Genomic DNA, 22189 nt, shown 5'->3' with positions numbered 1-22189 from the left:
GGCAAAGCATAACCCAGGCACTGGGTGCTATCCTCGCCAGCATGAATACATCACTCCCTCTCAGCCTGATCGCGGCGCTCGCCGAGAACCGCGTGATCGGCATCGACAATTCCATGCCCTGGCACCTGCCGGGGGACTTCAAGTACTTTAAGGCCACCACCCTGGGCAAGCCGATCATCATGGGGCGCAAGACCTGGGACTCGCTCGGGCGGCCGCTGCCGGGGCGGCTTAACATCGTGGTCAGCCGCCAGCCGGGCCTGACGCTGGGCGGGGCCGAAGTGTTCCCGTCGCTGGAGGCTGCGGTGGCGCGCGCCGAGCAGTGGGCGCGGGAGCAGGGGGCTGGCGAGCTGATGCTGATCGGTGGCGCGCAGCTGTATGGGCAGGCGCTGGAGAAGGGGTTGGTGAGCCGGATGTACCTGACCCGGGTGGAGCTGTCGCCGGAGGGGGATGCGTGGTTCCCTGAGTTCGACAAGGCGCAATGGGCGCTGGCGTCGAGTGAACCGCAGGTCGAGGAAGGCAAGCCCGCCTATCATTTCGAGGTGTGGGATCGGGTTTGAGCGCGCTGGGGCTGCTTTGCAGCCCTTTCGCGGCACAAGGCCGCTCCTACACCCGCTGCGCGGTATCTGTAGGAGCGGCCTTGCGCCGCGAAAGGGCCGCGCAGCGGCCCCAAAGCCTCAGGATTGACTCAGCTGCGCATGCTCGTCGCCTGCCAGGACTTCCTTGTCGGTCTCTTTCAACAACTGGCTGGTCACCACCCCCGCCATCATCGACCCATTCACGTTCAACGCCGTACGGCCCATGTCGATCAATGGCTCCACCGAGATCAGCAGCGCCACCAGTTCCACCGGCAGGCCCATGGCCGGCAGCACGATCAGCGCGGCGAAGGTCGCGCCGCCGCCGACGCCGGCCACGCCCGCCGAGCTGAGGGTGACGATGGCCACCAGGGTGGCGATCCACAGCGGGTCGAAGGTGTCGATGCCCACCGCCGGGGCGACCATTACCGCCAGCATGGCGGGGTACAGGCCGGCGCAGCCGTTCTGGCCGATGGTCGCGCCGAACGAGGCACTGAAGCTGGCGATCGACTGCGGCACACCCAGGCGACGGGTCTGCGCTTCGATGTTCAGCGGGATGCTCGCGGCGCTGGAACGGCTGGTGAAGGCGAACGTCAGCACCGGCCAGACCTTGCGGAAGAAGCGCAGCGGGCTGACGCCGGTCGCGGCCAAAACCAGGCCGTGGACCACGAACATCAGGCCCAGGCCGAGGTACGAGACCACCACGAAGCTGCCCAGCTTGAGGATGTCGTCCAGGTTGGAGCTGGCTACCACCTTGGTCATCAGCGCCAGTACGCCGTAGGGGGTGAGTTTCATCACCAGACGCACCAGGCGCATCACCCATGCTTGCAGGGTATCGATCGCGGCCAGGGCGCGGCTGCCCTTGTCGGCATCGTCCTTGATCAGCTGCAGCGCTGCCAGGCCCAGGAACACGGCGAAGATCACCACGCTGATGATCGAGGTCGGTTTGGCCCGCGCCAGGTCTCCCACCGGGTTGCTGGGGATGAACGACAACAGCAGCTGCGGGATGTTGAGGTCGGCGACCTTGCCGGCATAGTCGCTGTGGATGGCCTGCAGGCGGGCGCTTTCCTGGGCACCGGCGACCAGCCCTTCGGCGCTGAGGCCGAACAGGTTGGTCAGGACGATGCCGACCAGTGCAGCGATGGCGGTGGTCAGCAGCAGCGTGCCGATGCTCAGCACGCTGATCCGGCCCAGCGATGAGGCATTGTGCAGGCGCGCCACGGCGCTGAGGATCGAGGCGAAGATCAGCGGCATGACGATCATTTGCAACAGGCCGACGTAGCCGTTGCCGACCAGGTCGAGCCAGCCGATGGTGGCCTTGAGGACCGGATGGCCGGCGCCGTAGCAGGTGTGCAGCACCAGGCCGAACAGTACGCCCAGCACCAGGCCGAGCAGTACTTTCTTCGCCAGGCTCCAGTCGGTGCGGCGGGTTTGCGCCAGGCCCAGCAGCAAGGCCAGGAACGCCAGCAGGTTGAGTGACAACGGCAGGTTCATTGAAGCTCCAGGGTAAAGCAGAAGGGGCACCGCCTCTGGATGAGCGATTGCGAACGGAAATGCTAACAGCCTGAAAACAAACGAAATTATATCTAAATCGAATTTGCTTAGTCGCTATTGGAATATGCGGGTGTCGTTTTTAGGATGTCAGGTGGCGTTCCAAGCAGGTTGAAGGTCGTTGTCGGAGCCTTGTGCAAGGAGGGCTTTGTCTAGCGTTGCAGGTCCACTGTTCAGGAGAACTTGCAATGAAGTCTGCTCCGAAAGTCCTCGCCGCGGGCCTGGCCCTGCTGCTCAGCGTCGAGACCTGGGCCACCGAGCTCAAGCACTGGCCCGCAGAGGCCGCCAAGCAGTTGGACAGCATGATCGCGGCCAATGCCAACAAAGGTAATTACGCAGTCTTCGACATGGACAACACCAGCTACCGCTTCGACCTGGAAGAAGCCCTGCTGCCGTTCATGGAGAACAAGGGCCTGATCACCCGTGACAAGCTCGACCCGTCGTTGAAGCTGATGCCCTTCAAGGACACCGCCGAGCACAAGGAGAGCCTGTTCAGTTATTACTACCGGCTGTGCGAAGTCGACGACATGGTCTGCTACCCCTGGGTCGCCCAGGTGTTTTCCGGCTTCACCCTCAAGGAGCTGAAAGTCCAGGTCGACGAGATGATGGCCGCCGGCAAGCCGATCCCCGCCACCTATTTCGAGGGCGACCAGGTCAAGCGCATGGAGGTGCAGCCGCCGAAGGTCTTCACCGGGCAGACCGAGCTGTTCAACAAGCTGATGGAGAACGGCATCGACGTCTATGTGATCTCCGCCGCGTCCGAGGAACTGGTGCGGATGGTCGCGTCCGACCCCAAGTACGGCTACAACGTCAAACCGCAGAACGTCATCGGCGTGAGCCTGTTGCTCAAGGACCGCGCCAATGGCCAGCTCACCACGGCACGCAAGCAGATCGCCGAGGGTGGCTATGACCCGAAGGCCAACCAGGACCTGGAGCTGACCCCTTACCTGTGGACCCCGGCCACCTGGATGGCGGGCAAGCAGGCCGCGATCCTCACCTATATCGACCAGTGGAAGAAGCCGGTGTTGGTCGGCGGCGACACGCCCACCAGCGATGGCTACATGCAGTTCCATGGTGTGGATGTGAACAAGGGCGGCATCCACCTGTGGATCAACCGCAAGGCCAAGTACATGGACCAGATGAACGGCATGATCGCCAAGAACGCCGCGGCCCAGGCCAAGGAAGGGCTGCCGGTGACGGCGGACAAGAACTGGGTGATCGTGACGCCGGAGCAGATCCAGTAGGACCGAGTAACGGGGCTGCCTTGCAGCCCTTTCGCGGCACAAGGCCGCTCCTACAGGGATCACGCAGACCTCTGTAGGAGCGGCCTTGTGCCGCGAAAGGGCCGCGAAGCGGCCCTCTTGGTCTTACAGCCCTTCGAGCATCGCCTTGTTGCGCACCGCACCCTTGTCGGCGCTGGTGGCCAGCAGGGCATACGCTTTCAGCGCGGTGGTCACCTTGCGTGGGCGGGCTTCGGCCGGCTTCCAGCCTTTCTTGTCCTGCTCGATACGCCGGTGCGCCAGCTCCTCGTCGCTGACCAACAGATTGATCGAGCGGTTGGGAATGTCGATGAGGATCTTGTCACCATCACGCACCAGGCCGATGGCACCGCCTGCAGCGGCTTCCGGCGAGGCGTGGCCGATCGACAAGCCCGAGGTGCCGCCGGAGAAACGGCCGTCGGTGAGCAGGGCGCAGGCCTTGCCCAGGCCCTTGGATTTCAGGTACGAGGTCGGGTAGAGCATTTCCTGCATGCCCGGGCCGCCTTTCGGGCCTTCGTAGCGAATGATGACCACGTCGCCCGCCTTCACTTCGTCGGCGAGGATGCCACGCACGGCGCTGTCCTGGCTCTCGAAGATCTTGGCCGTGCCTTCGAACACCAGGATCGACTCGTCGACACCGGCGGTCTTCACCACGCAACCGTCCATCGCGATATTGCCGTACAGCACCGCCAGGCCACCTTCCTGGGAGTAGGCGTGCTCGACGCTGCGGATGCAGCCTTCGATGCGGTCGGTGTCCAGGGTCGGCCAGCGGGTCGACTGGCTGAAGGCGACCTGGGTCGGGATGCCGGCCGGGCCTGCCTTGAAGAATTCATGCACGGCCGGATCGTTGGTCTGGGTGATGTCCCACTTGGCGATGGCTTCTTCCATGCTCGGGCTGTGCACGGTCGGCAGGTCGGTGTGCAGCAGGCCGCCACGGGCCAGTTCGCCGAGGATGCTGATGATGCCGCCGGCGCGGTGCACGTCTTCCATGTGGTACTTCTGGATGTTCGGCGCCACCTTGCACAGTTGCGGCACCTTGCGTGACAGGCGATCGATGTCACGCAGGTCGAAGTCCACCTCGGCTTCCTGAGCCGCGGCCAGCAGGTGCAGGATGGTGTTGGTCGAACCGCCCATGGCGATGTCCAGCGTCATGGCGTTCTCGAAAGCCTTGAAGCTGGCGATGTTGCGTGGCAGGACCGAGGTGTCGTTGTCGCCGTAGTAGCGCTTGCACAGCTCGACGATGGTGCGCCCGGCGGTCAGGAACAGCTGTTCACGGTCGGCATGGGTGGCCAGGGTCGAGCCGTTGCCCGGCAGGGCCAGGCCCAGGGCCTCGGTCAGGCAGTTCATGGAGTTGGCGGTGAACATGCCGGAGCAGGAACCGCAGGTCGGGCAGGCGCTGCGCTCGTACTCGGCGACCTTCTCGTCGGAGGCCGAGGAGTCGGCGGCGATGACCATGGCGTCGACCAGGTCCAGGCCATGGCTGGCCAGCTTGGTCTTGCCGGCTTCCATCGGGCCGCCGGACACGAAGATCACCGGGATGTTCAGGCGCAGGGCGGCCATCAGCATGCCGGGGGTGATCTTGTCGCAGTTGGAGATGCACACGATGGCGTCGGCGCAGTGGGCGTTGACCATGTACTCCACGGCGTCGGCGATGATCTCGCGGCTCGGCAGCGAGTACAGCATGCCGTCATGGCCCATGGCGATGCCATCGTCGACGGCGATGGTGTTGAATTCCTTGGCCACGCCACCGGCGCGTTCGATCTCGCGGGCCACCAGCTGGCCCAGGTCCTTCAGGTGCACGTGCCCTGGGACGAACTGGGTGAACGAGTTGGCGATGGCGATGATCGGTTTCTTGAAGTCTTCGTCCTTCATCCCGGTGGCGCGCCACAATGCACGGGCGCCGGCCATGTTGCGGCCCTGGGTGGAAGTCTTGGAACGATAATCAGGCATGAAGCACTCCTGGCGGCTGAATCAGGTCACGAATAGGGGAGTGAGCTTCTCTTTCCTTGACGCCGAGGCCGGTTGCCGCTGGCACGGAGGGGGTCGAAGACCGCGCGGGATCGCCGCAGGCTCGACCAGAGCTCATAAACCCGCCGGGGATGACTGGCGATGAATGGGTCGATTCTACACCGCTGGCGCCTGGAGGGAATGGGCATATGGATGGTCGGCGGCCTCTGCCCTGGGGTTCGGCGATGTTTTCGTCTTCCCCGATGTTTGTAGGACCTTTCCCAAACTTGAAAAACCTGCTCTGGCGGCGCTGACGCCCCTGTGCGCTTGGCCTATCATCCCGGCGCCGCATGTGCGGCTTCACGAGACATGACCTCAATGGACCTTCCCAGTTTCAGTTCTTCACGAACCTGCAATCTGGCACTGAGCGCGCCGTCGCCAGGGCTTTCGGAGGCTTGAGCCTGTCTGGCTGAGGTCTGCGGGCGCCTGTCACGGCGCCAGGAGAACCTCATGCACTACACCACCGATACGCTTGTTTCCCCGCTTGACCTGCGCCAGGCCGCCCAGGCCCGCCGCGACCATCTGCTGGATGGCCGTCATTACCCCGAAGGCACCGCCGGCGCGCTGATGACCAGCGAATATTCGAGCCTGGACGATGGCCTGAGTGCCAGCCAAGCCATCGACATGCTGCGACGCGAAGCCGCCGATGCCGAGACCATCTACCAATCCTACGTCCTGGATGCGCAGCGCAACCTGCTGGGCACCCTGTCACTGCGCGAGCTGATTCTCGCCGCCCCCGACCAGCCGATCGATCGGATCATGGTGCGCAAGGTCATCTGCGTATGCACCGCCACACGCCAGGAGGAGGTGGCGCGGCTGATGCGCGAGCATGACCTGCTGGCTGTGCCGGTACTGGACGAGCAGGGGCGCCTGGTGGGCATCGTCACCTACGACGATGCCCTCGACGTGGTGGTCGACGAGGCCACCGAGGACTTCCACAAGGGGGCGTCGATCACCAACCATGTCGGCAACCTGAGGAATGCCACCATCGGCTTGCTGTACCGCAAGCGTGTGCTGTGGCTGGTGCTGCTGGTGTTCGGCAACCTGTTCTCCGGCGCGGGTATCGCGGCCTTCGAGGAAACCATCGCTGCCCATATCGCCCTGGTGTTCTTCCTGCCGCTGCTGGTGGACAGCGGTGGCAATGCCGGCGCGCAGTCGGCGACCTTGATGGTCCGTGGCCTGGCCACTGGCGAGGTGGTGATGCGCGACTGGTTGCGCATGCTGATGCGCGAATGCGGCGTGGCGTTGGCCCTGGGGGGCACTATGGCGGTGGCGGTGGCGTCGCTTGGGGTATTGCGCGGTGGCCCGGAGATCGCCCTGATCGTGGCCAGCAGCATGTTGGTGATCGTATTGGTCGGCAGCCTGATCGGCATGAGCCTGCCGTTCCTGCTCAGCCGTTTCAGGCTTGACCCGGCTACGGCCAGTGGGCCGTTGGTGACCTCGATCGCCGATGCGGCGGGGGTGCTGGTGTATTTCGGGATCGCGTCGCGGGTGTTGGATATCTGAGTGAAACGGGGGCCGCGTTGCGGCCCTTTCGCGGCGCAAGGCCGCTCCTACAGGGTTTGGCGTATGTAGGAGCAGCCTTGTGCCATCAGCTATTGGGCAGCAGCCGGCAGGTGATGCTCTTGATGTAGCGGGTCTCGGCGATGGCCGGGTGTACCGGATGGTCGGGGCCCTGGCCGCCGCGCTCGAGCAGTTGCAGGTTGCGGTCCAGGTGGCGGGCGCTGGTCAGCAGGATGTTGTGCAGGTCGTCCTCGGGCAGGTGCATCGAGCACGAGGCGCTGACCAGGATGCCGTCCTTGGTGAGCATGCGCATGGCTTGTTCGTTGAGGCGGCGGTAGGCGGCCTCGCCATTCTTCAGGTCCTTCTTGCGCTTGATGAAGGCGGGTGGGTCGGCGATGATCACGTCGAAGCGCTCTTCGGCCGCCTTCAGTTCACGCAGGGCCTCGAACACGTCGCCTTCGATGCAGGTCAGCTTCTCGGCGATGCCGTTGAGCGCCGCGTTACGCTCCACGCCATCGAGGGCGAAGCCCGAGGCATCCACGCAGAACACTTCGCTGGCACCGAACGCGCCGGCCTGCACGCCCCAGCCGCCGATGTAGCTGAACAGATCCAGCACGCGCTTGCCCTTCACGTACGGCGCCAGGCGCGCGCGGTTCATGCGGTGGTCGTAGAACCAGCCGGTCTTCTGGCCGTCACGCACCGGCGCTTCGAACTTCACACCGTTCTCCACCAGCGGTACCCAGTCCGGTACTTCGCCGTAGACCGTCTCGACGTAGCGTTCCAGGCCTTCGGCATCGCGGGCCGCGGAGTCGTTCTTGAACAGGATGCCGCTGGGCTTGAGCACCTGCACCAGGGCGGCGATCACCTCGTCCTTGTGGGCTTCCATGGTGGCCGAGGCCAGCTGCACCACCAGGATGTCATGGAAGCGATCGACCACCAGGCCAGGCAGCAGGTCCGAGTCGCCGTAGACCAGGCGGTAGCAGGGCTGGTCGAACAGGCGCTCGCGCAGGGACAGGGCGACGTTCAGGCGGTGCACCAGCAGCGACTTGTCCAGCGGTAGCTTGGCGTCGCGCGACAGCAGGCGGGCGCAGATCAGGTTGTTGGGGCTTACCGCCACCACGCCCAGCGGCTTGCCGGTGGCCGTCTCGAGGACGGCCTGCTGGCCGGCGCGCAGGCCTTGCAGCGGGGTCGCGGCAACATCGACTTCATTGCTGTAGACCCACAGGTGGCCGGCGCGCAGGCGGCGGTCGGCATTGGCTTTGAGGCGAAGGCTGGGCAGGGACATGACGTCGCTCCGGGAAAAAAGAGCGGGATTATAGCGCGTTGGTGGCGGCGCAGGCGTTGGCCCTGTCGGGATTTCAACGGTCTTGAAGGCCCAATCGCCGGCAAGCCGGCTCCAACCTGTCCTGCGCTCTTTTCAGCGACACCGCCATGCCTTGTGTGGCTTGCCAGCGATCGGGGGGCTCAGGCTGCCAGGGCCTTGACCAGCTGTTCGCTGAACGCCGGGATATCATCGGGCTTGCGGCTGGTGATCAGGTTGCCGTCGACGACCACCTCCTCGTCCACCCAGTTGCCGCCGGCGTTGCGGATATCGTCCTGCAAGGTCTTGTAGCTGGTCAGCCGGCGCCCCTGCGCCAGGCCGCACGACACCAGCAACCAGGCGCCATGGCAGATCACCGCCAGCGGCTTGTTGGCCGAGTCATGGCTCTTCACCAGTTTCTGCGCTGCCGGAATGATCCGGATGGTATCGGAGTTCTGTACCCCGCCCGGCAGTACCAAGGCATCGTAGAGGTCGAGACTGGCCGCTTCGAAGGTGGCATCGACGGCGAACGCGTCCGCGGGTTTGTCATGGTTCCAGCCGCGTACGCTGCCTTCTTTGTCGCTCAGGATATCGACCACCGCGCCGTTGCGTTCCAAGGCCTCGCGAGGGCCGGTAAGCTCTACCTGCTCGAAACCGTCGGTCACCAGGAAAGCCACGCGCTTGCCGTTGAGTGTTGCGCTCATGGGAATGTTCTCCTTTTCGGGATGGGCCTGTGAAAGGAGGCCCGCAAGGCGTGGGGAAAGTTCCGGCGCATCGCGCCAGTGGGTGCCCCTTCGGGCGGACGAGGGTAGAATTCACCGTCCTTACCGAGTGTGCGCCCCATGTCCCAGGAACTCAGCCCCGAACAGATCCAGCAAGCCCTGCAAGGGATCAGCATTCCACCGCAGCCGCAGATCATGGTCGACCTGCAGTTCGAGCAGTACATGCCCGACCCTGACCTGGAAACCATCGCCCGGCTGATCGCCCAGGACCCGGGCTTGTCCGGTGCCTTGCTCAAGCTGGTGAACTCGCCGCACTTCGGCCTGGCCAACAAGATCGGCTCGATCCAGCGTGCAGTGAACCTGCTGGGCAGCCGCTCGATCATCAACCTTATCAATGCCCAGTCGATCAAGGGCGAGATGAGCGACGAAACCATCGTCACCCTCAACCGTTTCTGGGACACCGCCCAGGACGTGGCCATGACCTGCCTGACCCTGGCCAAGCGCACCGGCATCCAGGCGGTGGACGAGGCCTACACCCTGGGCCTGTTCCACGATTGCGGCGTGCCGTTGATGCTCAAGCGCTTCCCCGACTATATGGAGGTGCTGGAGGCGTCCTACGCCAATGCCGGCATGGACACGCGGGTGGTGGACACGGAAAACCGCACCTTCAACACCAACCATGCGGTGGTGGGCTACTTCACCGCCAAGTCCTGGCGCCTGCCGGAGCACATCAGCTCGGCGATCGCCAACCATCACAACGCCTTGGCGATCTTCCGCGACGAATCTTCGCGCAACACCCAGCTCAAGAACCTGCTGGCGGTGCTGAAGATGGCCGAGCATATCTGTGCATCCCACCGGGTGCTGGGCAACCAGGCCCAGGACCACGAGTGGGACGTGGTCGGCCCGCTGGTGCTCGATTACATCGGTCTGTCGGAGTACGACTTCGAACACCTCAAGCAAACCATTCGCGAATTGGGCGGGCACTGACACCATGCCGGAACTACCTGAAGTCGAGACCACCCGGCGCGGCATCGCGCCGTACCTGGAAGGCCAGCGGGTCAGCCGCGTGCTGGTACGCGACCGGCGCCTGCGCTGGCCGATCCCCGAAGACCTGGACATCCGCCTGTCCGGGCAGCGCATCGTCACCGTGCAGCGGCGGGCCAAATACCTGTTGATCAATGCCGAGGTGGGCACCCTGATCAGCCACCTGGGCATGTCGGGCAACCTGCGCCTGGTGGAGCAGGGCCTGCCCGTGGGTAAGCATGAACATGTGGATATCGAGCTGGAATCGGGGCTGGCGCTGCGCTACACCGACCCGCGCCGTTTCGGTGCCATGCTGTGGAGCCTGGACCCGCTCAACCATGAACTGCTGGTGCGCCTGGGGCCGGAGCCGCTGACCGACCTGTTCGATGGCGAGCGCTTGTTCCAGTTGTCCCGCGGGCGGTCCATGGCGGTCAAGCCGTTCATCATGGACAACGCCGTGGTGGTGGGCGTGGGCAACATCTACGCCACCGAGGCGCTGTTCGCGGCTGGCATCGACCCACGACGCGAAGCCGGGGGGATTTCCCGGGCGCGCTACCTGAAGCTGGCGATCGAGATCAAGCGGGTGCTGGCCGCGGCGATCGAGCAGGGCGGTACCACGCTGCGCGACTTCATCGGCGGCGATGGGCAGCCGGGGTACTTCCAGCAGGAGCTGTTCGTCTACGGGCGAGGCGGGCAGCCGTGCAAGGTCTGCGGCACGACATTGCGGGAAGTGAAGTTGGGGCAGCGGGCGAGCGTGTATTGCCCGCGCTGCCAGCGCTGAGGCGTTTCGCTGTACCCCTGTAGGAGCGGCCTTGTGCCGCGATCAAGGGCGAAGCCCTTGCCATACACATGTGCCGGCCCCATCGCGGGACAAGCCCGCTCCTACAAGAGTCCTGAGGCTACAGATCAAGCCTTGCCGGTGATGCGCTTGTATTTTTCCATCAGCTCGTCATGGGTCTCCGGGTGGGCTTCATCCAGGGGGATGCAGTCGACCGGGCAGACCTGCTGGCACTGCGGCTCGTCGTAGTGGCCTACGCACTGGGTGCACAGGTTGGGGTCGATCACGTAGATCTCTTCGCCTTGGGAGATGGCCGCGTTCGGGCACTCGGGTTCGCAGACGTCGCAGTTGATGCAATCGTCGGTGATGATCAGGGACATGGGGGCTCCGGCCGGGGCTCTTGGCCCGGGCATGTATCAAACCAGTGGGCACAATTGTGCCGCATTCGCGCCCGCAGTGCACGCGGGCGCGATGATCAGGCAGTAGCGGTCACTTCTTGAAGCGTTCGGTCAGCGCGTCGGCCACCACTGGGTGGACGAACTTGCTGATGTCGCCGCCCAGCGCGGCGATTTCCCGGACCAGCGTCGAGGAAATGAACGAGTAGCGCTCCGAAGGCGTCAGGAACAGGCTCTCGACGTCCGGCGCCAACTGGCGGTTCATGTTCGCCAGCTGGAACTCGTACTCGAAGTCCGACACCGCGCGCAGGCCGCGCAGGAACACATTGGCACCCTGTTCCTTGGCGAAGTGCGCCAGCAGGCTGGAAAAACCGATGACTTCGACATTGGGCAGGTGCTTGGTGACCTCACGGGCCAGTTCCACGCGTTGTTCCAAGGGGAACAGCGGGTTCTTCTTCGGGCTGGCCGCCACCGCGATGATCACATGGTCGAACAGACGCGAGGCGCGCTCGACCAGGTCGCCATGGCCTTTGGTAATGGGGTCGAAAGTACCCGGGTACAACACTCGGTTCATCGCGTCATCCTGGCTGGGAGTGCGTTGGGGAGTCGGATGGTAGCGCAGCGACTGCGCCCGGCCAAGTCGCGCGGCCGATTGGGGGCACTATAGACAGCCAGCCCGTGGCTTGTCATGCGCCTTGTGCCAGTCGGCTGGCCAGGGCCTCGCTGAGCAGGGCGCAAAGGGCATAGACCGACAACTGTGGGTTGGCACCGATGCTGGTGGGGAAGAGCGAGCCGTCATGGATCGACAGGTTCTCCAGCTGGTGGTGCCGCCCAAGGCTGTCGCACACCGCCTGGCGCGGGTCTTCGCCGAGGGCGCAACCACCCATCACATGGGCACTGCCCAGGCGGGTTCGGAAGGGCTCCAGGCGTAGCTCGTCGATCATCGCCAGGGTGGAGGGCAGTTCACTGGCAAAGCGGGCATCGCTGTGTACCGGCATCACCCGGGCAGCGCCAGCGGCGAACTGGATCTGCGCCATGCTCCGGTACGCTCGGCGCAGGCCATCGCGCAGGTAGTCGGTGAGCGGGTAGTCGAGCACGGGCGAGCCGTCGCCGCGCAGCTCCACCTGGCCGCCCTGGCTTTGCGGGTGGAAGCCATCGCGCAGCAGCGCCAGCATCACGTGGGTATGGGGCAGTTCGGCCATGCGCCGGGCATTTTCCTGGCCGTAGGCACCCAGCAGCGTGCTGGCAAGGGCCGGGTGCAGCGGGGGTACCTCCAGTTTGTAGCCGATAGGCCCGTCGACGCCGCCTTGCCACTGGAACTGGTCACTGTAGATCGATTGGGGGGCGCCGTAGTACGGATCGATGCGCTCGCCGAACACGGCCGCGCTGAAATTGACCAGGTGCAGGAAGGTGCGCTTGCCCAGGCGCTGGTGCGGATCGGGGGCCTCGGACCGCAGCAGCAGGGCCGGGCTGTTGATGCCGCCGCCGGCCAGGATGTAATGCCGGGCTCGTACGCGGACCTGATGCCCGTTCGGCTCTATCCCCTGGCTGTCGAGCGCTTGGCACAGCAATTGGGCGATGCGTTCGCCGTTGTGCTCCAAGCGCTGCGCACGGGCCAGGTACAGCAGCTCGCCGCCCTGCTCGAGCGTCGCCGGGATGCGCGTCACCAGCATCGACTGCTTGGCATTGACCGGACAACCCATGCCGCAATAGCCCAGGTTGCGGCAGCCGCGCACGTTGCGCGGGATCACTGCCCAGCGGTAGCCGAGTGCCTCGCAGCCACGGCGCAGCACATCGTTATTGGCGTTGGGCGGCATGATCCAGGGAGTGATGCCAAGGTCTTGCTCGACGCGTTCGAACCAAGGGCGCAGCGCTTCGCTGTCCAGCCCCTTCACGCTGTGTTCGCGTGCCCAATGCTCGAGGGTTTGCGCAGGCGTGCGGAAGCTCGACGTCCAGTTCACCAAGGTGGTACCTCCCACGGCACGGCCCTGGAGGATGGTGATGGCGCCATCCTTGCTCATGCGCCCGAGGCCTTCCTGGTACAGGTGGGTGTAGGCTTCGTTTTCCAGCAGATGGAAGTCGCGGCTGGTCTTGAGCGGGCCTTCCTCGATCAACAGCACCTTGAAGCCTGCGGCACTGAGGACTTGCGCGCTGGTGGCGCCGCCTGCGCCGCTGCCGATCACGGCGACGTCCGCCTCCAGCGTCAGGTCCTGGCTCAGGCGCGAGCCATCATGGGTGATCCAGCCGCGGGCAAGGCCTTGGCGAAACGGGTCGGTCGTAGGCATTCGGGGATGCTCTCGTGGTGAGGGGTCAGACCTTCGGCGGCCCGGGGTAGCCGCAGGCGGCCCACGCCTCGGGGCGCTCGTACCAGGCCATCAGCAGCAATTGCAGCAGCGAGGCATGGCCCATGCGCAGCAGGTCCAGCGAACTGTTGCTCCAGCGGCGCAGGAAGGCGTTCACCTGGGCGGGGCTGGCGGTTTCCCAGCTGGCCCAGATGCCGGTCAACGGGCCGCGGGTCAGCGGCAGGCTGAGCACGTCGAACAACTGGCGGGTAAGCTTGAGCATCTGTGGCGACAGCGCAGCCAGCTTGTGGTCCAGGCTGTGCAGCACCAGCGGCGTGGAGGCCTGGGTGCCGGCAAGCACCACGGGTATCAGTGCACTGAGCAGCGGCAGGTCATCGTCGCGCAGCACGCGCAAGCCCGCCGCCGGTGCCTGGGGCGTGCAGCCAACCAGGCTGGCAGTGGCCAGGAAGGCGCTGGCGCCGAGGCTGAAGGCAAGCAGGTCACGGCGGTGCATGGTCGGGCCTCGCTCAGCGGATGAACAGTTTGAAGACCAGGCGCTGCAAGGCTTTGCCATAAGGCGGGTAGATCAGCCGGGCGGCGTTCAAGCGCTGCTTGGCCAGCACGGCCTTGGCCTTGCTGAAGGTCAGGAACCCCTCGTGCCCATGGTAATGGCCCATGCCTGAGGGGCCGATACCGCCGAATGGCAGGTCGTCCTGGGCCACGTGCAGCAGGGTGTCGTTCAGGCAGGCGCCACCGGAATGGGTATGGCTCAGCACATGGGCCTGCTCGGCCCGGTCATACCCGAAGTAGTACAGCGCCAATGGCCGTGGGCGTTCGTGGATATAGGCCAATGCCTGCTCGAGGGTGTCGTAGGGCACCAGCGGCAGCACCGGGCCGAAGATCTCGTCTTGCATCACCTGCATGTCATCGCGTACCTCGAGCACCAGGTGGGGCGGCAGGCGCCGGCCTTGGCGGGGTTCGCCGGGGTAGAGGTCGAGCACCCGGGCGCCTTTGTCACGGGCGTCGGCCAGCAGGTGCTCCAGGCGTTGCAGCTGTCGTGGGTTGATGATGGCGCTGTAGTCGGGATTATCGGCGATGCGTGGGTACAGCCGGTGCACGGCGCGCCGGTAGGACTCGGCGAAGGCGTCCAGGCGCTCGCGGGGTACGAGCGCATAATCGGGGGCGACGCAGGTCTGCCCGGCATTGACCAGTTTGCCGAAGGCGATGCGCTCGGCGGCGGTGTCCAGAGGCACGCTGCTGGAGACGATGGCCGGCGATTTGCCGCCCAGCTCGAGCGTGACCGGCGTGAGGTTCTGCGCGGCGGCTGCCATCACATGGCGTCCCACGCCGGTGGCGCCGGTGAACAGCAGGTGATCGAAGGGTAGACGGGAAAAGGCCTGGCCGACCTCTACCTCGCCGAGCACGACGCTCACCAGGTCGTTGGGAAACACGCGCTCCAGCAAGGCCTTGAGCAGTACCCCAGTGGCTGGCGTGGCTTCGCTGAGCTTGAGCATCACCCGGTTGCCTGCGGCCAAGGCGCAGGTCAGCGGACCGATGGCCAGGAGCAGCGGATAATTCCAGGGCACGATGACGCCCACCACGCCCAAAGGTTGGTAGAGCACCTGGGCACGGGCCGGCTGGAAGGCCAGGCCGACCTTGCGTCGCGAGGGTTGCATCCAGCGCTGCAGGTGTCGCTCGGCATGGCGAAGCCCTTGGACGGACGGCAGCAGCTCAGCCAGCCGGGTCTCGTCGGCACTGCGGCCTTCGAAGTCGCGATCGATGGCCTCGATCAACGGCTGTTGGTGTTCCAGCAACAGCTCGCGCAAGCTTTTCAGCCATTGCCGGCGCTGGGCGGCCGGAGGCATCGGGTTTGCTGCGAAGGCCGTGCGCTGGGCGGCGAACGTCGCCTGTAGGTCGAGGTCGCAATGCATAGGAGGCTGGCTGATTGGCGAGTTCATGGCGGCTCCGCGAAGGTGCGTTATGCCTAGAGCCTATACTCTAATTTTTGCCTTGTGCAGCCCAACAGGGCCAGGTATCGAATTATTTATTGGCAGCTGGCCCTGCCGGAGTGGGCTGCGACCCGCCAAGCCAGATGTGCCGCAAGCAAACACCACACAAACCATCGGTACATCCTTTGGCCGATACGCCGTAAGATGAAGCATCGCAGAACATGGAGCTGAGCATGGCCCCGCGCATGAAGACCCGAGAGCGCATCGTGCAGAACAGCCTGGAGCTGTTCAACCAGCAGGGCGAACGCAGCGTCAGCACCAACCACATTGCCGCGCATATGGAAATTTCGCCCGGCAACCTGTACTACCACTTCCCCAACAAGCAAGCGATCATCGCCGTGCTGTTCAGCCAGTACGAAGAGCTGGTGGACAGCTTCCTGCGCCCGCCTCAGGGGCGGGCCGCCACGGTCGAGGACAAGCGTTTCTACCTCAAGGCCCTGCTGGCGGCGATGTGGAACTACCGTTTCCTGCACCGCGACCTTGAACATCTGCTCGAGAGCGACCCCGAGCTGGCAGCCCGCTATCGGCGCTTCTCCCAGCGCTGCCTGCAGCAGGCCCAGGCCATCTACCGGGGTTTCGTCGATGCCGGCATCCTGGCGATGGACGCGGCGCAGATCGAATCGCTGACCATCAACGCCTGGATCGTCCTGACATCCTGGGTGCGTTTTCTCAGCACCACCCGCGAGCATTCCGCCCACCTGGGCGAAGAAGCCTTCAAGCGCGGTGTCTACCAAGTGCTGTTGCTGGAGCTGGGTTTCGTCACGCCCAGTGCCCGCAGCGCCGTGGATGCCCTCTGCGACGAGTTCCACGTTCCCTTCAACCAGGCCCTGGAGCAGTGATCCAGGGTCTTTCGTGCCATCGATCAGGAGATTGTCATGCCCCTTGCGCAATTGATCACCCCACTGCAGTTGGCCGAGCGCCTGGAAGCGCCGGGGCTGGTGGTCCTCGATTGTCGTTTTGCCCTGGAGGATGTGGATTACGGCCAGCGCAGCTATGCCCAAGGGCATATCGCCGGCGCGCACTTCGCTGACCTGGAGCGTGACCTGAGCGGGCCGGTGGTCAAAGGCCACACCGGCCGTCATCCGTTGCCTGACCCGCAGCGGCTGCAGGAGCGGCTGCGGGACTGGGGTGTGGACAACGACAGCCAGGTGGTGCTGTACGACGATGGCCCGGGTGCATTCGCCGCCCGCGCCTGGTGGCTACTGGCCTGGCTGGGCAAGCGTGATGGCGTATTCATTCTCGATGGTGGCCTGAAGGCGTGGCATGCATCGCACCTGCCGTTGAGCCTCGACCCTCCGGCCCGGCGTGAAGGGACCTTCACCGGCAAGCCGGACATGAAGCTGCTGATCGACGCCGAACACCTGGCCAAGCGCCTGGGCGCGCCAGAGCTGACCCTGATCGATGCCCGCGGTTTGCCGCGTTTTCGCGGCGAGGTCGAGCCGATCGACCCTGTAGCCGGGCATATTCCGGGCGCCCAGTGCGCGGCGTTCACCGACAACCTGGGGCCGGATGGGCGTTTCCTGCCTGCGGACCAACTCAAGCAGCGCTTTGCCGAAAAGCTCGCAGGCCGGGCGCCGGAACAGCTGGTGGCCTATTGCGGGTCCGGCGTGACCGCGTGCCACAACCTGTTCGCCCTGGCGTTGGCGGGGTATCCGCTGGGGCGGCTGTATGCAGGTTCGTGGAGTGAATGGATCAACGATCCGTCGCGAGGGGTGGCCAGGGGCGACTGAGCTGGCCCCGATCGCCGGCAAGCCGGCTCCTACAGGGATTTCGCAAGTCTTGAAAGCGGCGCAATCTCGGTGGGAGATTACCCAGCCCTTCGGGCTGCGCTGTCGCGCAGAGAACAAGTGGCTAGCGCCGCCTTCTTCTGTAGGAGCGGGCTTGTCCCGCGATCAAGGGCGAAGCCCTTGCCAGGCGACGGTGATATCGGGCCCGGCCTAATCGCGGGACAAGCCCGCTCCTACAGGGTGCCGCAAATCAAACGGTTATGCGTTATTCTATGAGAGCCGGCTTGCCGGCGATCGGGCCCTGGCGTTCAAGTCCCCTCGGCCAGCCATTGCGGGATCCTGCGCTCAAGGTAATACCCTGGGTTACGCAGGCTCCCTTCGACAAACCCTACATGCCCGCCACGTGCATGCAGCTCGAAATGCGTCTGCGGCGCCAATTCGTCCCTACCGGGCAGGCTATGCCTGAACACGAACGGATCATCGCTGGAATGGATGATCAAGGTCGGTGTTCGGTTTCCACCCAGGTAATAGCGGCTTGACGCACGTCGGTAATAGTCATGGGCGTCGCGAAAACCATTGAGCGGTGCCGTGATCTTGCCGTCGAAGTCCCAGAAGGTGCGCAGGTTGCGCAACGACCCCAGCCTTTCCAGTTCGGCCAGGCCCTCAAGGTGGCCGTTGTCGCGAAAATGCTGTTGCTTGCGCTGTACGTACGCCCGCATTTCACGCATGAAGTGTGCCTGGTAGACCTTGGAAAACCCCAGGCCGATACGATCAGCGCACTGGTCCAGGCGAAACGGCACCGACACGGCAACCGCCGCTTCCAGTTGGCTGGCCGAGCCACTTTCGCCCAGATACTTGAGCAATACATTGCCCCCCAGCGAATAGCCCACCGCATACAGCGGCGCCAGGGGCCGTCGGGTGCGCAGGTGGCGAACGGCTTCGGCCAGGTCTTCGCTGGCGCCGGAGTGGTAGCTGCGCGCCAACAGGTTCGGTTCACCGGAGCAACCACGCCAATTCACCGCGACGCTGGCCCAGCCGCGTGCCTGCAAGGCCTGCTGCAGGCCTTTCACGTAGGGCGAGTGGGACGAGCCGGTCAGGCCGTGCAACACCAGGACCACGGGCGTATCGGCCTGGTGCGGGCCGTGCCAGTCGAGGTCGAGGAAGTCGCCATCGGCCAGCCACAGGCGTTCGCGGGTACGCGGCAGGTCGGCGAGCTTACGCCACAGCGGCCCCCACAACGTTTGCAGGTGCGGGTTGGAGAGGCCGGTGGCGGGAACGAAACGGGGTGGGGCGGGGCTTGGCATGTCAGGCGACTCGTGTTGTGCCTGCCTAGCTTGCCATGAAGCGTTGCCTATGGGTGGGTCGGTTCGCCAATGGTCGCGGTTGTGGGCAGCGGTTGCTGCTCGATGGCGTCGGGGCATGGCAAGGGAGAAGGCATCGCTGAAGTGCTCGTGTGGGTATAGGCCGGAGCAGCTTCAGCGAAAGGTGGAGACCGCCTGCGTTACATAATCAGGCAGGCGGTGGCATCAGCCTCGTTGCCAGAGGGCGTAATGCACCTGCCCGGTCTTTTTCTCCCTGTGCAGGCGCCAATTGCCGGGCATCTGCAGGGAGGAAGGCGCGGCTTCGCTCTCGGTGTAGATCCAGGCCTGCTCACGCAGCCATTGGTTCTGTTCGAGCAGGTCGCAGGCGTTGGCCAGCAGGTCCTGATGGAACGGAGGGTCGAGGAACACCAGGTCGAACTGCTGCTTCGCCGGGTTCTGCAGATAGCGCAGGGCATCGGTCTGCAGGATCTGGCCGCGTGGGCAGCGCAGGATCTCGAGGTTGTTCTTCAGGTTGGCGATGGCCGCCGGGTTGCTGTCCAGGGCCACGGCATCCTCGGCCCCGCGGGACAGGGCCTCGAGCACCAGGGCACCGCTGCCGGTGAAGGCGTCGAGTACTTGGGCACCCTCGATATAGGGCGCCAGCCAGTTGAACAGGGTTTCGCGCACGCGGTCCGGCGTCGGGCGCAGGCCTTCGCCGTCCGGCACGGCCAGGCGACGGCTGCGCCACTCGCCAGCGATGATGCGCAGGTGGCCTTGCCCCTTGCTGTGGGCCGGGCCCGGGCGGGCGGTGTGGGTTGGCTTGGCCATTAGTGCTCCGGTACGCCAAGCGGTTGCTCGGCGGGTTTGTCAGTGGGCGGTGGCAGCGGTTTCTGCGCCACGGTCGGGCCGACGGTGACGATCACCAGCTTGTCCACGGCCAGGTGCTTGTTCAGCGCCGCCTTGACCTGTTCGACGGTCAGGGCCTGGGACTGCTGCATGAAGTCCTCCAGCCAGGTCAGCGGCAGGTTGTAGAAGCCGATGGCACCCAGCTGGCCGACGATGCTTGAATTGCTGGCGTTGGACAACGGGAAGCTGCCGGCCAGCTCGCGCTTGGCATCGTCCAGCTCTTGCTGGGTAGGGCCCTGCTCGAGATAGTCGGCGAGGATGTCCTGGACCAGCTTGAGGGTCGCTTCGCTGAGTTCGGCGCGGGTCTGCAGGTTGATCATGAACGGGCCGCGTACCTGCATCGGGCTGAAAGCCGAATAGACGCCGTAGGTCAGGCCGCGTTTCTCGCGTACTTCGCTCATCAGGCGAGTGCCGAAGGCACCGCCGCCGAGGATCTGGTTACCCAGGGACAGGGCCGGCCAGTCCGGGTCCTGGCGGTCGATGCCCATCTCGGCGAGCATCAGGTGGGTCTGCTTGCTCGGGAAGTCGATGTGGGTCAGGCCCGCCTTGGGCTCGGCAGGCTCAGCGGGCTTGGGCAGCGCCGGGCCCTTGGGCAGGGCGGCGGACACCTGGGCGGCGATGGCTTCGGCTTCGGCGCGGCTGAGGTCGCCGACCAGGGCGATCACCGCGTTGCCGGCTGTGTAGGCCTTGGCGTGGAAGGCGCGCAGCTGGTCCAGGGTGATGCTGGGGACGCTCTGGGCGGTGCCATCGCTCGGGTGGGCATAGGGGTGGTCGCCGTAGAGCTTGGTGAACAAGGCCTTGCCGGCGATCTTGCCTGGGTTCTGCTTTTCGTACTCGAAACCGGCCAACAGTTGGTTCTTGATGCGCTTGAGGGCATCCTCCGGGAAGGTCGGCTTGCCCACCACGTCGGCGAACAGCTTCAGGGCTGGCTCGCGCTTGTCCGGGGTGCTGAGGCTGCGCAGCGTGGCCACGGCCATGTCACGGTAGGAGCCGTTGCCGAAATCCGCCCCCAGGCTTTCGAAGCCCTGGGCGATGGCGGTGACATCCTTGCCGGCCACGCCTTCGTTGAGCATGGCGTTGGTCAGTGTCGCCAGGCCCGGCACGTCGCCGTCCTGGCTGCTGCCGGCGGCGAAGGTCAGGCGCAGGTCGAACATCGGCAGCTCACGTGCCTCGACGAACAGCACACGGGCACCTTCGGCGGTGTTCCAGTTCTGGATGTTCAACGTGCGCCGGGTAGGCGCCTTGCCGTCCAGCTCGGCCAAGGATTGCAGGGTATTGGCCGGGCGGGCCGCCGGGGCCTTGCTTTCGGCGCTGCTGCCCGACTGGGCCGGGCGGGCCAGGACGAGGGCCAGGGCCACCACCACGGCGATGATGCCGAGGCCAAGCAGGGTGTAGCGGGGGGCGCTGCGATCACTCATGAGCGGACTCCTCGGGCAGTACATGGGCAACGCTCAGGCGTTCGCGGGTGAAGTAGGTGCGTGCGGCGTCCTGGATGTCCTGCGGGGTCACGCGCTTGAGCTCGTCCAGTTCGCTGTCGATCAGCTTCCAGGACAGGCCTACGGTTTCCAGCTGGCCGATGGTGGTGGCCTGGCTGCTGATGGAATCGCGGTCGTATACCAGGCCAGCGATCACCTGGGCGCGCACGCGCTCGAGCTCCTCGGCGGTGGGTGGCGTGGTCTTGAGTTCATCGAGCAATTGCCAGATGCCTTTTTCCACGTCGGCGAGGGATTTCTGCTTCTGCACGTTCGGCGTGGCCGAGATCATGAACAGGCTGTCGCCGCGGGTGAAGGCGTTGTAGCCCGAAGAGGCACCGGCCACCAGCTCCTGGCCGCGCTCCAGGCGCGCCGGCATGCGCGCGCTGTAGCCGCCGTCGAGCAGGGCAGAGATCAGGCGCAGGGCATGGACGGTGCGCGGGTCCTTGGCGGTGGCCAGGCCCGGCACGTTGAAACCGTAGATCAGGCTCGGCAGTTGGGTGCGTACATGCAGGGTCAGCTGGCGCAGGCCGGGCTCGGCTAGCTCCAGGGGCAGCTTGGCCGGAGGCACCGCGCGCTTGGGGATGGCACCGAAGTATTTCTGCGCCAGGCCCTTGACCTCATCGGGCGTGACATCGCCGACCACCACCAGGGTGGCATTGTTCGGCGCGTACCACGACTCGTACCAGTGACGCAGCTCCTCGACCTTCATGCGCTCCAGGTCGGCCATCCAGCCGATGGTCGGCGTGTGGTAGCCGCTGGCCGGGTAGGCCATGGCGCGGAACAGTTCGAAGGCCTTGGCGTTGGGCTGGTCGTCGGTGCGCAGGCGGCGCTCTTCCTTGATGACCTCGATCTCGCGGCTGAACTCGTCGGCCGGCAGGCGCAGGCTGGCCAGGCGGTCGGCCTCCAGCTCCAGGGCCACCGGCAGGCGGTCGCGGGCGAGCACTTGATAGTAGGCGGTGTAATCGTCGCTGGTGAAGGCGTTTTCCTCGGCGCCGAGGTCGCGCAGGATGCGCGAGGCCTCACCCGGGCCGACCTTGGCGCTGCCCTTGAACATCATGTGCTCAAGGGCGTGGGACAGGCCGGTCTGGCCCGGCGTCTCGTAGCTGGAACCGACCTTGTACCAGATCTGCGAGACCACCACCGGCGCGCGATGGTCCTCGCGCACGACCACCTTCAGGCCGTTGTCGAGGATGAACTCATGGGTGGGTTGCAGATCGGCGGCCAGGGCCGCGAACGGCAGGCAGAGCGTGCTGAGCAACAGGCCAGCGGCGCGGCGGGCTAGAGCATTCATACGTTGGATAACCTGTACGGCGGCCCGCTTGGCTTAGCGTCGGCGGGCCAGGAGGTGCTAGGATACTGATCCGGTTGCCTGGCGACCA

General features: G+C 65.2%; 20 protein-coding genes. 7 read left to right on the top strand and 13 right to left on the bottom strand.

The features are described 5' to 3' along the window. The first annotated feature begins 41 nt into the window (after nt 1-41). The gene (locus tag K8374_RS22620) at nt 42-557 is read left to right on the top strand and encodes a dihydrofolate reductase (protein ID WP_224457283.1); all 516 of its coding nucleotides are present in this window, start codon (nt 42-44) and stop codon (nt 555-557) included. 117 nt (nt 558-674) lie between these two features. On the opposite strand, the gene K8374_RS22615 is transcribed toward K8374_RS22620, so the two are convergent. After that, complete coding sequence (locus K8374_RS22615; RefSeq protein ID WP_224457282.1) at nt 675-2066, bottom strand: L-cystine transporter; 1392 nt, start codon at nt 2064-2066, stop codon at nt 675-677. A 245-nt stretch (nt 2067-2311) separates the two neighbouring features. On the opposite strand from K8374_RS22615, the gene K8374_RS22610 reads away from it, so the two are divergent. Next, entirely contained in the window at nt 2312-3367 is a 1056-nt protein-coding gene (locus tag K8374_RS22610) for a haloacid dehalogenase-like hydrolase (RefSeq protein WP_224457281.1), read from the top strand. A gap of 123 nt (nt 3368-3490) precedes the next feature. On the opposite strand, the gene ilvD is transcribed toward K8374_RS22610, so the two are convergent. Next, entirely contained in the window at nt 3491-5332 is a 1842-nt protein-coding gene (ilvD, locus tag K8374_RS22605; RefSeq protein WP_224457280.1) for a dihydroxy-acid dehydratase, read from the bottom strand. 507 nt (nt 5333-5839) lie between these two features. Here ilvD and mgtE point away from each other — a divergent pair. After that, entirely contained in the window at nt 5840-6895 is a 1056-nt protein-coding gene (gene mgtE / locus K8374_RS22600; RefSeq protein WP_224457279.1) for a magnesium transporter, read from the top strand. Between the two features lie 85 nt (nt 6896-6980). Here the strand turns inward: mgtE and K8374_RS22595 are convergent, their stop codons facing one another. Together K8374_RS22595 and K8374_RS22590 are read right to left on the bottom strand one after the other, a co-directional pair. Continuing rightward, nucleotides 6981-8177, bottom strand: a complete 1197-nt coding sequence (locus tag K8374_RS22595) for a class I SAM-dependent rRNA methyltransferase (protein ID WP_224457278.1) — start codon at nt 8175-8177, stop codon at nt 6981-6983. A 179-nt stretch (nt 8178-8356) separates the two neighbouring features. After that, nucleotides 8357-8896, bottom strand: coding sequence for a type 1 glutamine amidotransferase domain-containing protein (locus tag K8374_RS22590; protein WP_224457277.1), 540 nt, complete (start codon nt 8894-8896; stop codon nt 8357-8359). Nucleotides 8897-9088: 192 nt separating this feature from the next. On the opposite strand from K8374_RS22590, the gene K8374_RS22585 reads away from it, so the two are divergent. Further along, complete coding sequence (locus K8374_RS22585; protein ID WP_224459386.1) at nt 9089-9901, top strand: HDOD domain-containing protein; 813 nt, start codon at nt 9089-9091, stop codon at nt 9899-9901. Between the two features lie 4 nt (nt 9902-9905). After that, nucleotides 9906-10718, top strand: coding sequence for a bifunctional DNA-formamidopyrimidine glycosylase/DNA-(apurinic or apyrimidinic site) lyase (gene mutM / locus K8374_RS22580; RefSeq protein WP_196156656.1), 813 nt, complete (start codon nt 9906-9908; stop codon nt 10716-10718). Between the two features lie 125 nt (nt 10719-10843). On the opposite strand, the gene K8374_RS22575 is transcribed toward mutM, so the two are convergent. The 5 genes from K8374_RS22575 to K8374_RS22555 all read right to left on the bottom strand — a co-directional run bounded on the left by K8374_RS22575 (nt 10844) and on the right by K8374_RS22555 (nt 15350). Then, nucleotides 10844-11095, bottom strand: coding sequence for a YfhL family 4Fe-4S dicluster ferredoxin (locus tag K8374_RS22575; RefSeq protein WP_043208655.1), 252 nt, complete (start codon nt 11093-11095; stop codon nt 10844-10846). A 109-nt stretch (nt 11096-11204) separates the two neighbouring features. Then, nucleotides 11205-11684: a pantetheine-phosphate adenylyltransferase gene (gene coaD, locus K8374_RS22570; RefSeq protein WP_003249065.1), complete on the bottom strand. Its 480-nt coding sequence runs from the start codon at nt 11682-11684 to the stop codon at nt 11205-11207. Nucleotides 11685-11796: 112 nt separating this feature from the next. After that, nucleotides 11797-13395 (bottom strand): GMC family oxidoreductase, encoded by a 1599-nt coding sequence (locus K8374_RS22565; protein WP_224457276.1) that lies wholly within the window; start codon nt 13393-13395, stop codon nt 11797-11799. A 25-nt stretch (nt 13396-13420) separates the two neighbouring features. Continuing rightward, a complete protein-coding gene (locus K8374_RS22560; protein WP_224457275.1) occupies nt 13421-13906 on the bottom strand; it encodes a twin-arginine translocation pathway signal protein in 486 nt (161 codons plus the stop codon). 13 nt (nt 13907-13919) lie between these two features. Next, nucleotides 13920-15350: a coniferyl aldehyde dehydrogenase gene (locus tag K8374_RS22555; RefSeq protein WP_224457274.1), complete on the bottom strand. Its 1431-nt coding sequence runs from the start codon at nt 15348-15350 to the stop codon at nt 13920-13922. Nucleotides 15351-15574: 224 nt separating this feature from the next. On the opposite strand from K8374_RS22555, the gene K8374_RS22550 reads away from it, so the two are divergent. Both K8374_RS22550 and K8374_RS22545 read left to right on the top strand, forming a co-directional pair. Then, nucleotides 15575-16240 (top strand): TetR/AcrR family transcriptional regulator, encoded by a 666-nt coding sequence (locus K8374_RS22550; protein WP_224457273.1) that lies wholly within the window; start codon nt 15575-15577, stop codon nt 16238-16240. Nucleotides 16241-16276: 36 nt separating this feature from the next. Beyond that, nucleotides 16277-17131 (top strand): sulfurtransferase, encoded by an 855-nt coding sequence (locus K8374_RS22545; RefSeq protein ID WP_224457272.1) that lies wholly within the window; start codon nt 16277-16279, stop codon nt 17129-17131. Nucleotides 17132-17436: 305 nt separating this feature from the next. Here K8374_RS22545 and K8374_RS22540 read toward each other — a convergent pair whose 3' ends face one another. The 4 genes from K8374_RS22540 to K8374_RS22525 form a co-directional block, all read right to left on the bottom strand. Further along, entirely contained in the window at nt 17437-18432 is a 996-nt protein-coding gene (locus tag K8374_RS22540; RefSeq protein WP_224457271.1) for a hydrolase, read from the bottom strand. 222 nt (nt 18433-18654) lie between these two features. Further along, nucleotides 18655-19257 carry a 16S rRNA (guanine(966)-N(2))-methyltransferase RsmD gene (gene rsmD / locus K8374_RS22535; protein WP_224457270.1) on the bottom strand — a complete coding sequence of 201 codons (603 nt, stop codon included), beginning with the start codon at nt 19255-19257 and terminating at the stop codon, nt 18655-18657. After that, complete coding sequence (locus tag K8374_RS22530) at nt 19257-20753, bottom strand: M16 family metallopeptidase (RefSeq protein WP_224457269.1); 1497 nt, start codon at nt 20751-20753, stop codon at nt 19257-19259. Before K8374_RS22530 ends, rsmD begins: the two co-directional genes overlap by 1 nt. Further along, a complete protein-coding gene (locus K8374_RS22525; RefSeq protein ID WP_224457268.1) occupies nt 20746-22101 on the bottom strand; it encodes a M16 family metallopeptidase in 1356 nt (451 codons plus the stop codon). Before K8374_RS22525 ends, K8374_RS22530 begins: the two co-directional genes overlap by 8 nt. Between the last annotated feature and the right edge of the window lie 88 nt (nt 22102-22189).

The sequence above is a fragment of the Pseudomonas sp. p1(2021b) genome, from assembly GCF_020151015.1.
In the GTDB taxonomy this organism is placed as follows: domain Bacteria; phylum Pseudomonadota; class Gammaproteobacteria; order Pseudomonadales; family Pseudomonadaceae; genus Aquipseudomonas; species Aquipseudomonas putida_K.
This window is presented reverse-complemented; position numbering and strand designations above follow the sequence as displayed.

Coding starts and splice junctions, on each gene's coding strand:
- mutM (WP_196156656.1), top strand. CDS start 9,906: ATGCCGGAACTACCTGAAGTCGAGACCACCCGGCGCGGCATCGCGCCG.
- K8374_RS22575 (WP_043208655.1), bottom strand. CDS start 11,095: ATGTCCCTGATCATCACCGACGATTGCATCAACTGCGACGTCTGCGAA.
- coaD (WP_003249065.1), bottom strand. CDS start 11,684: ATGAACCGAGTGTTGTACCCGGGTACTTTCGACCCCATTACCAAAGGC.
- K8374_RS22595 (WP_224457278.1), bottom strand. CDS start 8,177: ATGTCCCTGCCCAGCCTTCGCCTCAAAGCCAATGCCGACCGCCGCCTG.
- K8374_RS22615 (WP_224457282.1), bottom strand. CDS start 2,066: ATGAACCTGCCGTTGTCACTCAACCTGCTGGCGTTCCTGGCCTTGCTG.
- K8374_RS22525 (WP_224457268.1), bottom strand. CDS start 22,101: ATGAATGCTCTAGCCCGCCGCGCCGCTGGCCTGTTGCTCAGCACGCTC.
- K8374_RS22620 (WP_224457283.1), top strand. CDS start 42: ATGAATACATCACTCCCTCTCAGCCTGATCGCGGCGCTCGCCGAGAAC.
- K8374_RS22530 (WP_224457269.1), bottom strand. CDS start 20,753: ATGAGTGATCGCAGCGCCCCCCGCTACACCCTGCTTGGCCTCGGCATC.
- K8374_RS22550 (WP_224457273.1), top strand. CDS start 15,575: ATGGCCCCGCGCATGAAGACCCGAGAGCGCATCGTGCAGAACAGCCTG.
- K8374_RS22610 (WP_224457281.1), top strand. CDS start 2,312: ATGAAGTCTGCTCCGAAAGTCCTCGCCGCGGGCCTGGCCCTGCTGCTC.
- K8374_RS22565 (WP_224457276.1), bottom strand. CDS start 13,395: ATGCCTACGACCGACCCGTTTCGCCAAGGCCTTGCCCGCGGCTGGATC.
- mgtE (WP_224457279.1), top strand. CDS start 5,840: ATGCACTACACCACCGATACGCTTGTTTCCCCGCTTGACCTGCGCCAG.
- ilvD (WP_224457280.1), bottom strand. CDS start 5,332: ATGCCTGATTATCGTTCCAAGACTTCCACCCAGGGCCGCAACATGGCC.
- K8374_RS22560 (WP_224457275.1), bottom strand. CDS start 13,906: ATGCACCGCCGTGACCTGCTTGCCTTCAGCCTCGGCGCCAGCGCCTTC.
- K8374_RS22590 (WP_224457277.1), bottom strand. CDS start 8,896: ATGAGCGCAACACTCAACGGCAAGCGCGTGGCTTTCCTGGTGACCGAC.
- K8374_RS22555 (WP_224457274.1), bottom strand. CDS start 15,350: ATGAACTCGCCAATCAGCCAGCCTCCTATGCATTGCGACCTCGACCTA.
- rsmD (WP_224457270.1), bottom strand. CDS start 19,257: ATGGCCAAGCCAACCCACACCGCCCGCCCGGGCCCGGCCCACAGCAAG.
- K8374_RS22545 (WP_224457272.1), top strand. CDS start 16,277: ATGCCCCTTGCGCAATTGATCACCCCACTGCAGTTGGCCGAGCGCCTG.
- K8374_RS22540 (WP_224457271.1), bottom strand. CDS start 18,432: ATGCCAAGCCCCGCCCCACCCCGTTTCGTTCCCGCCACCGGCCTCTCC.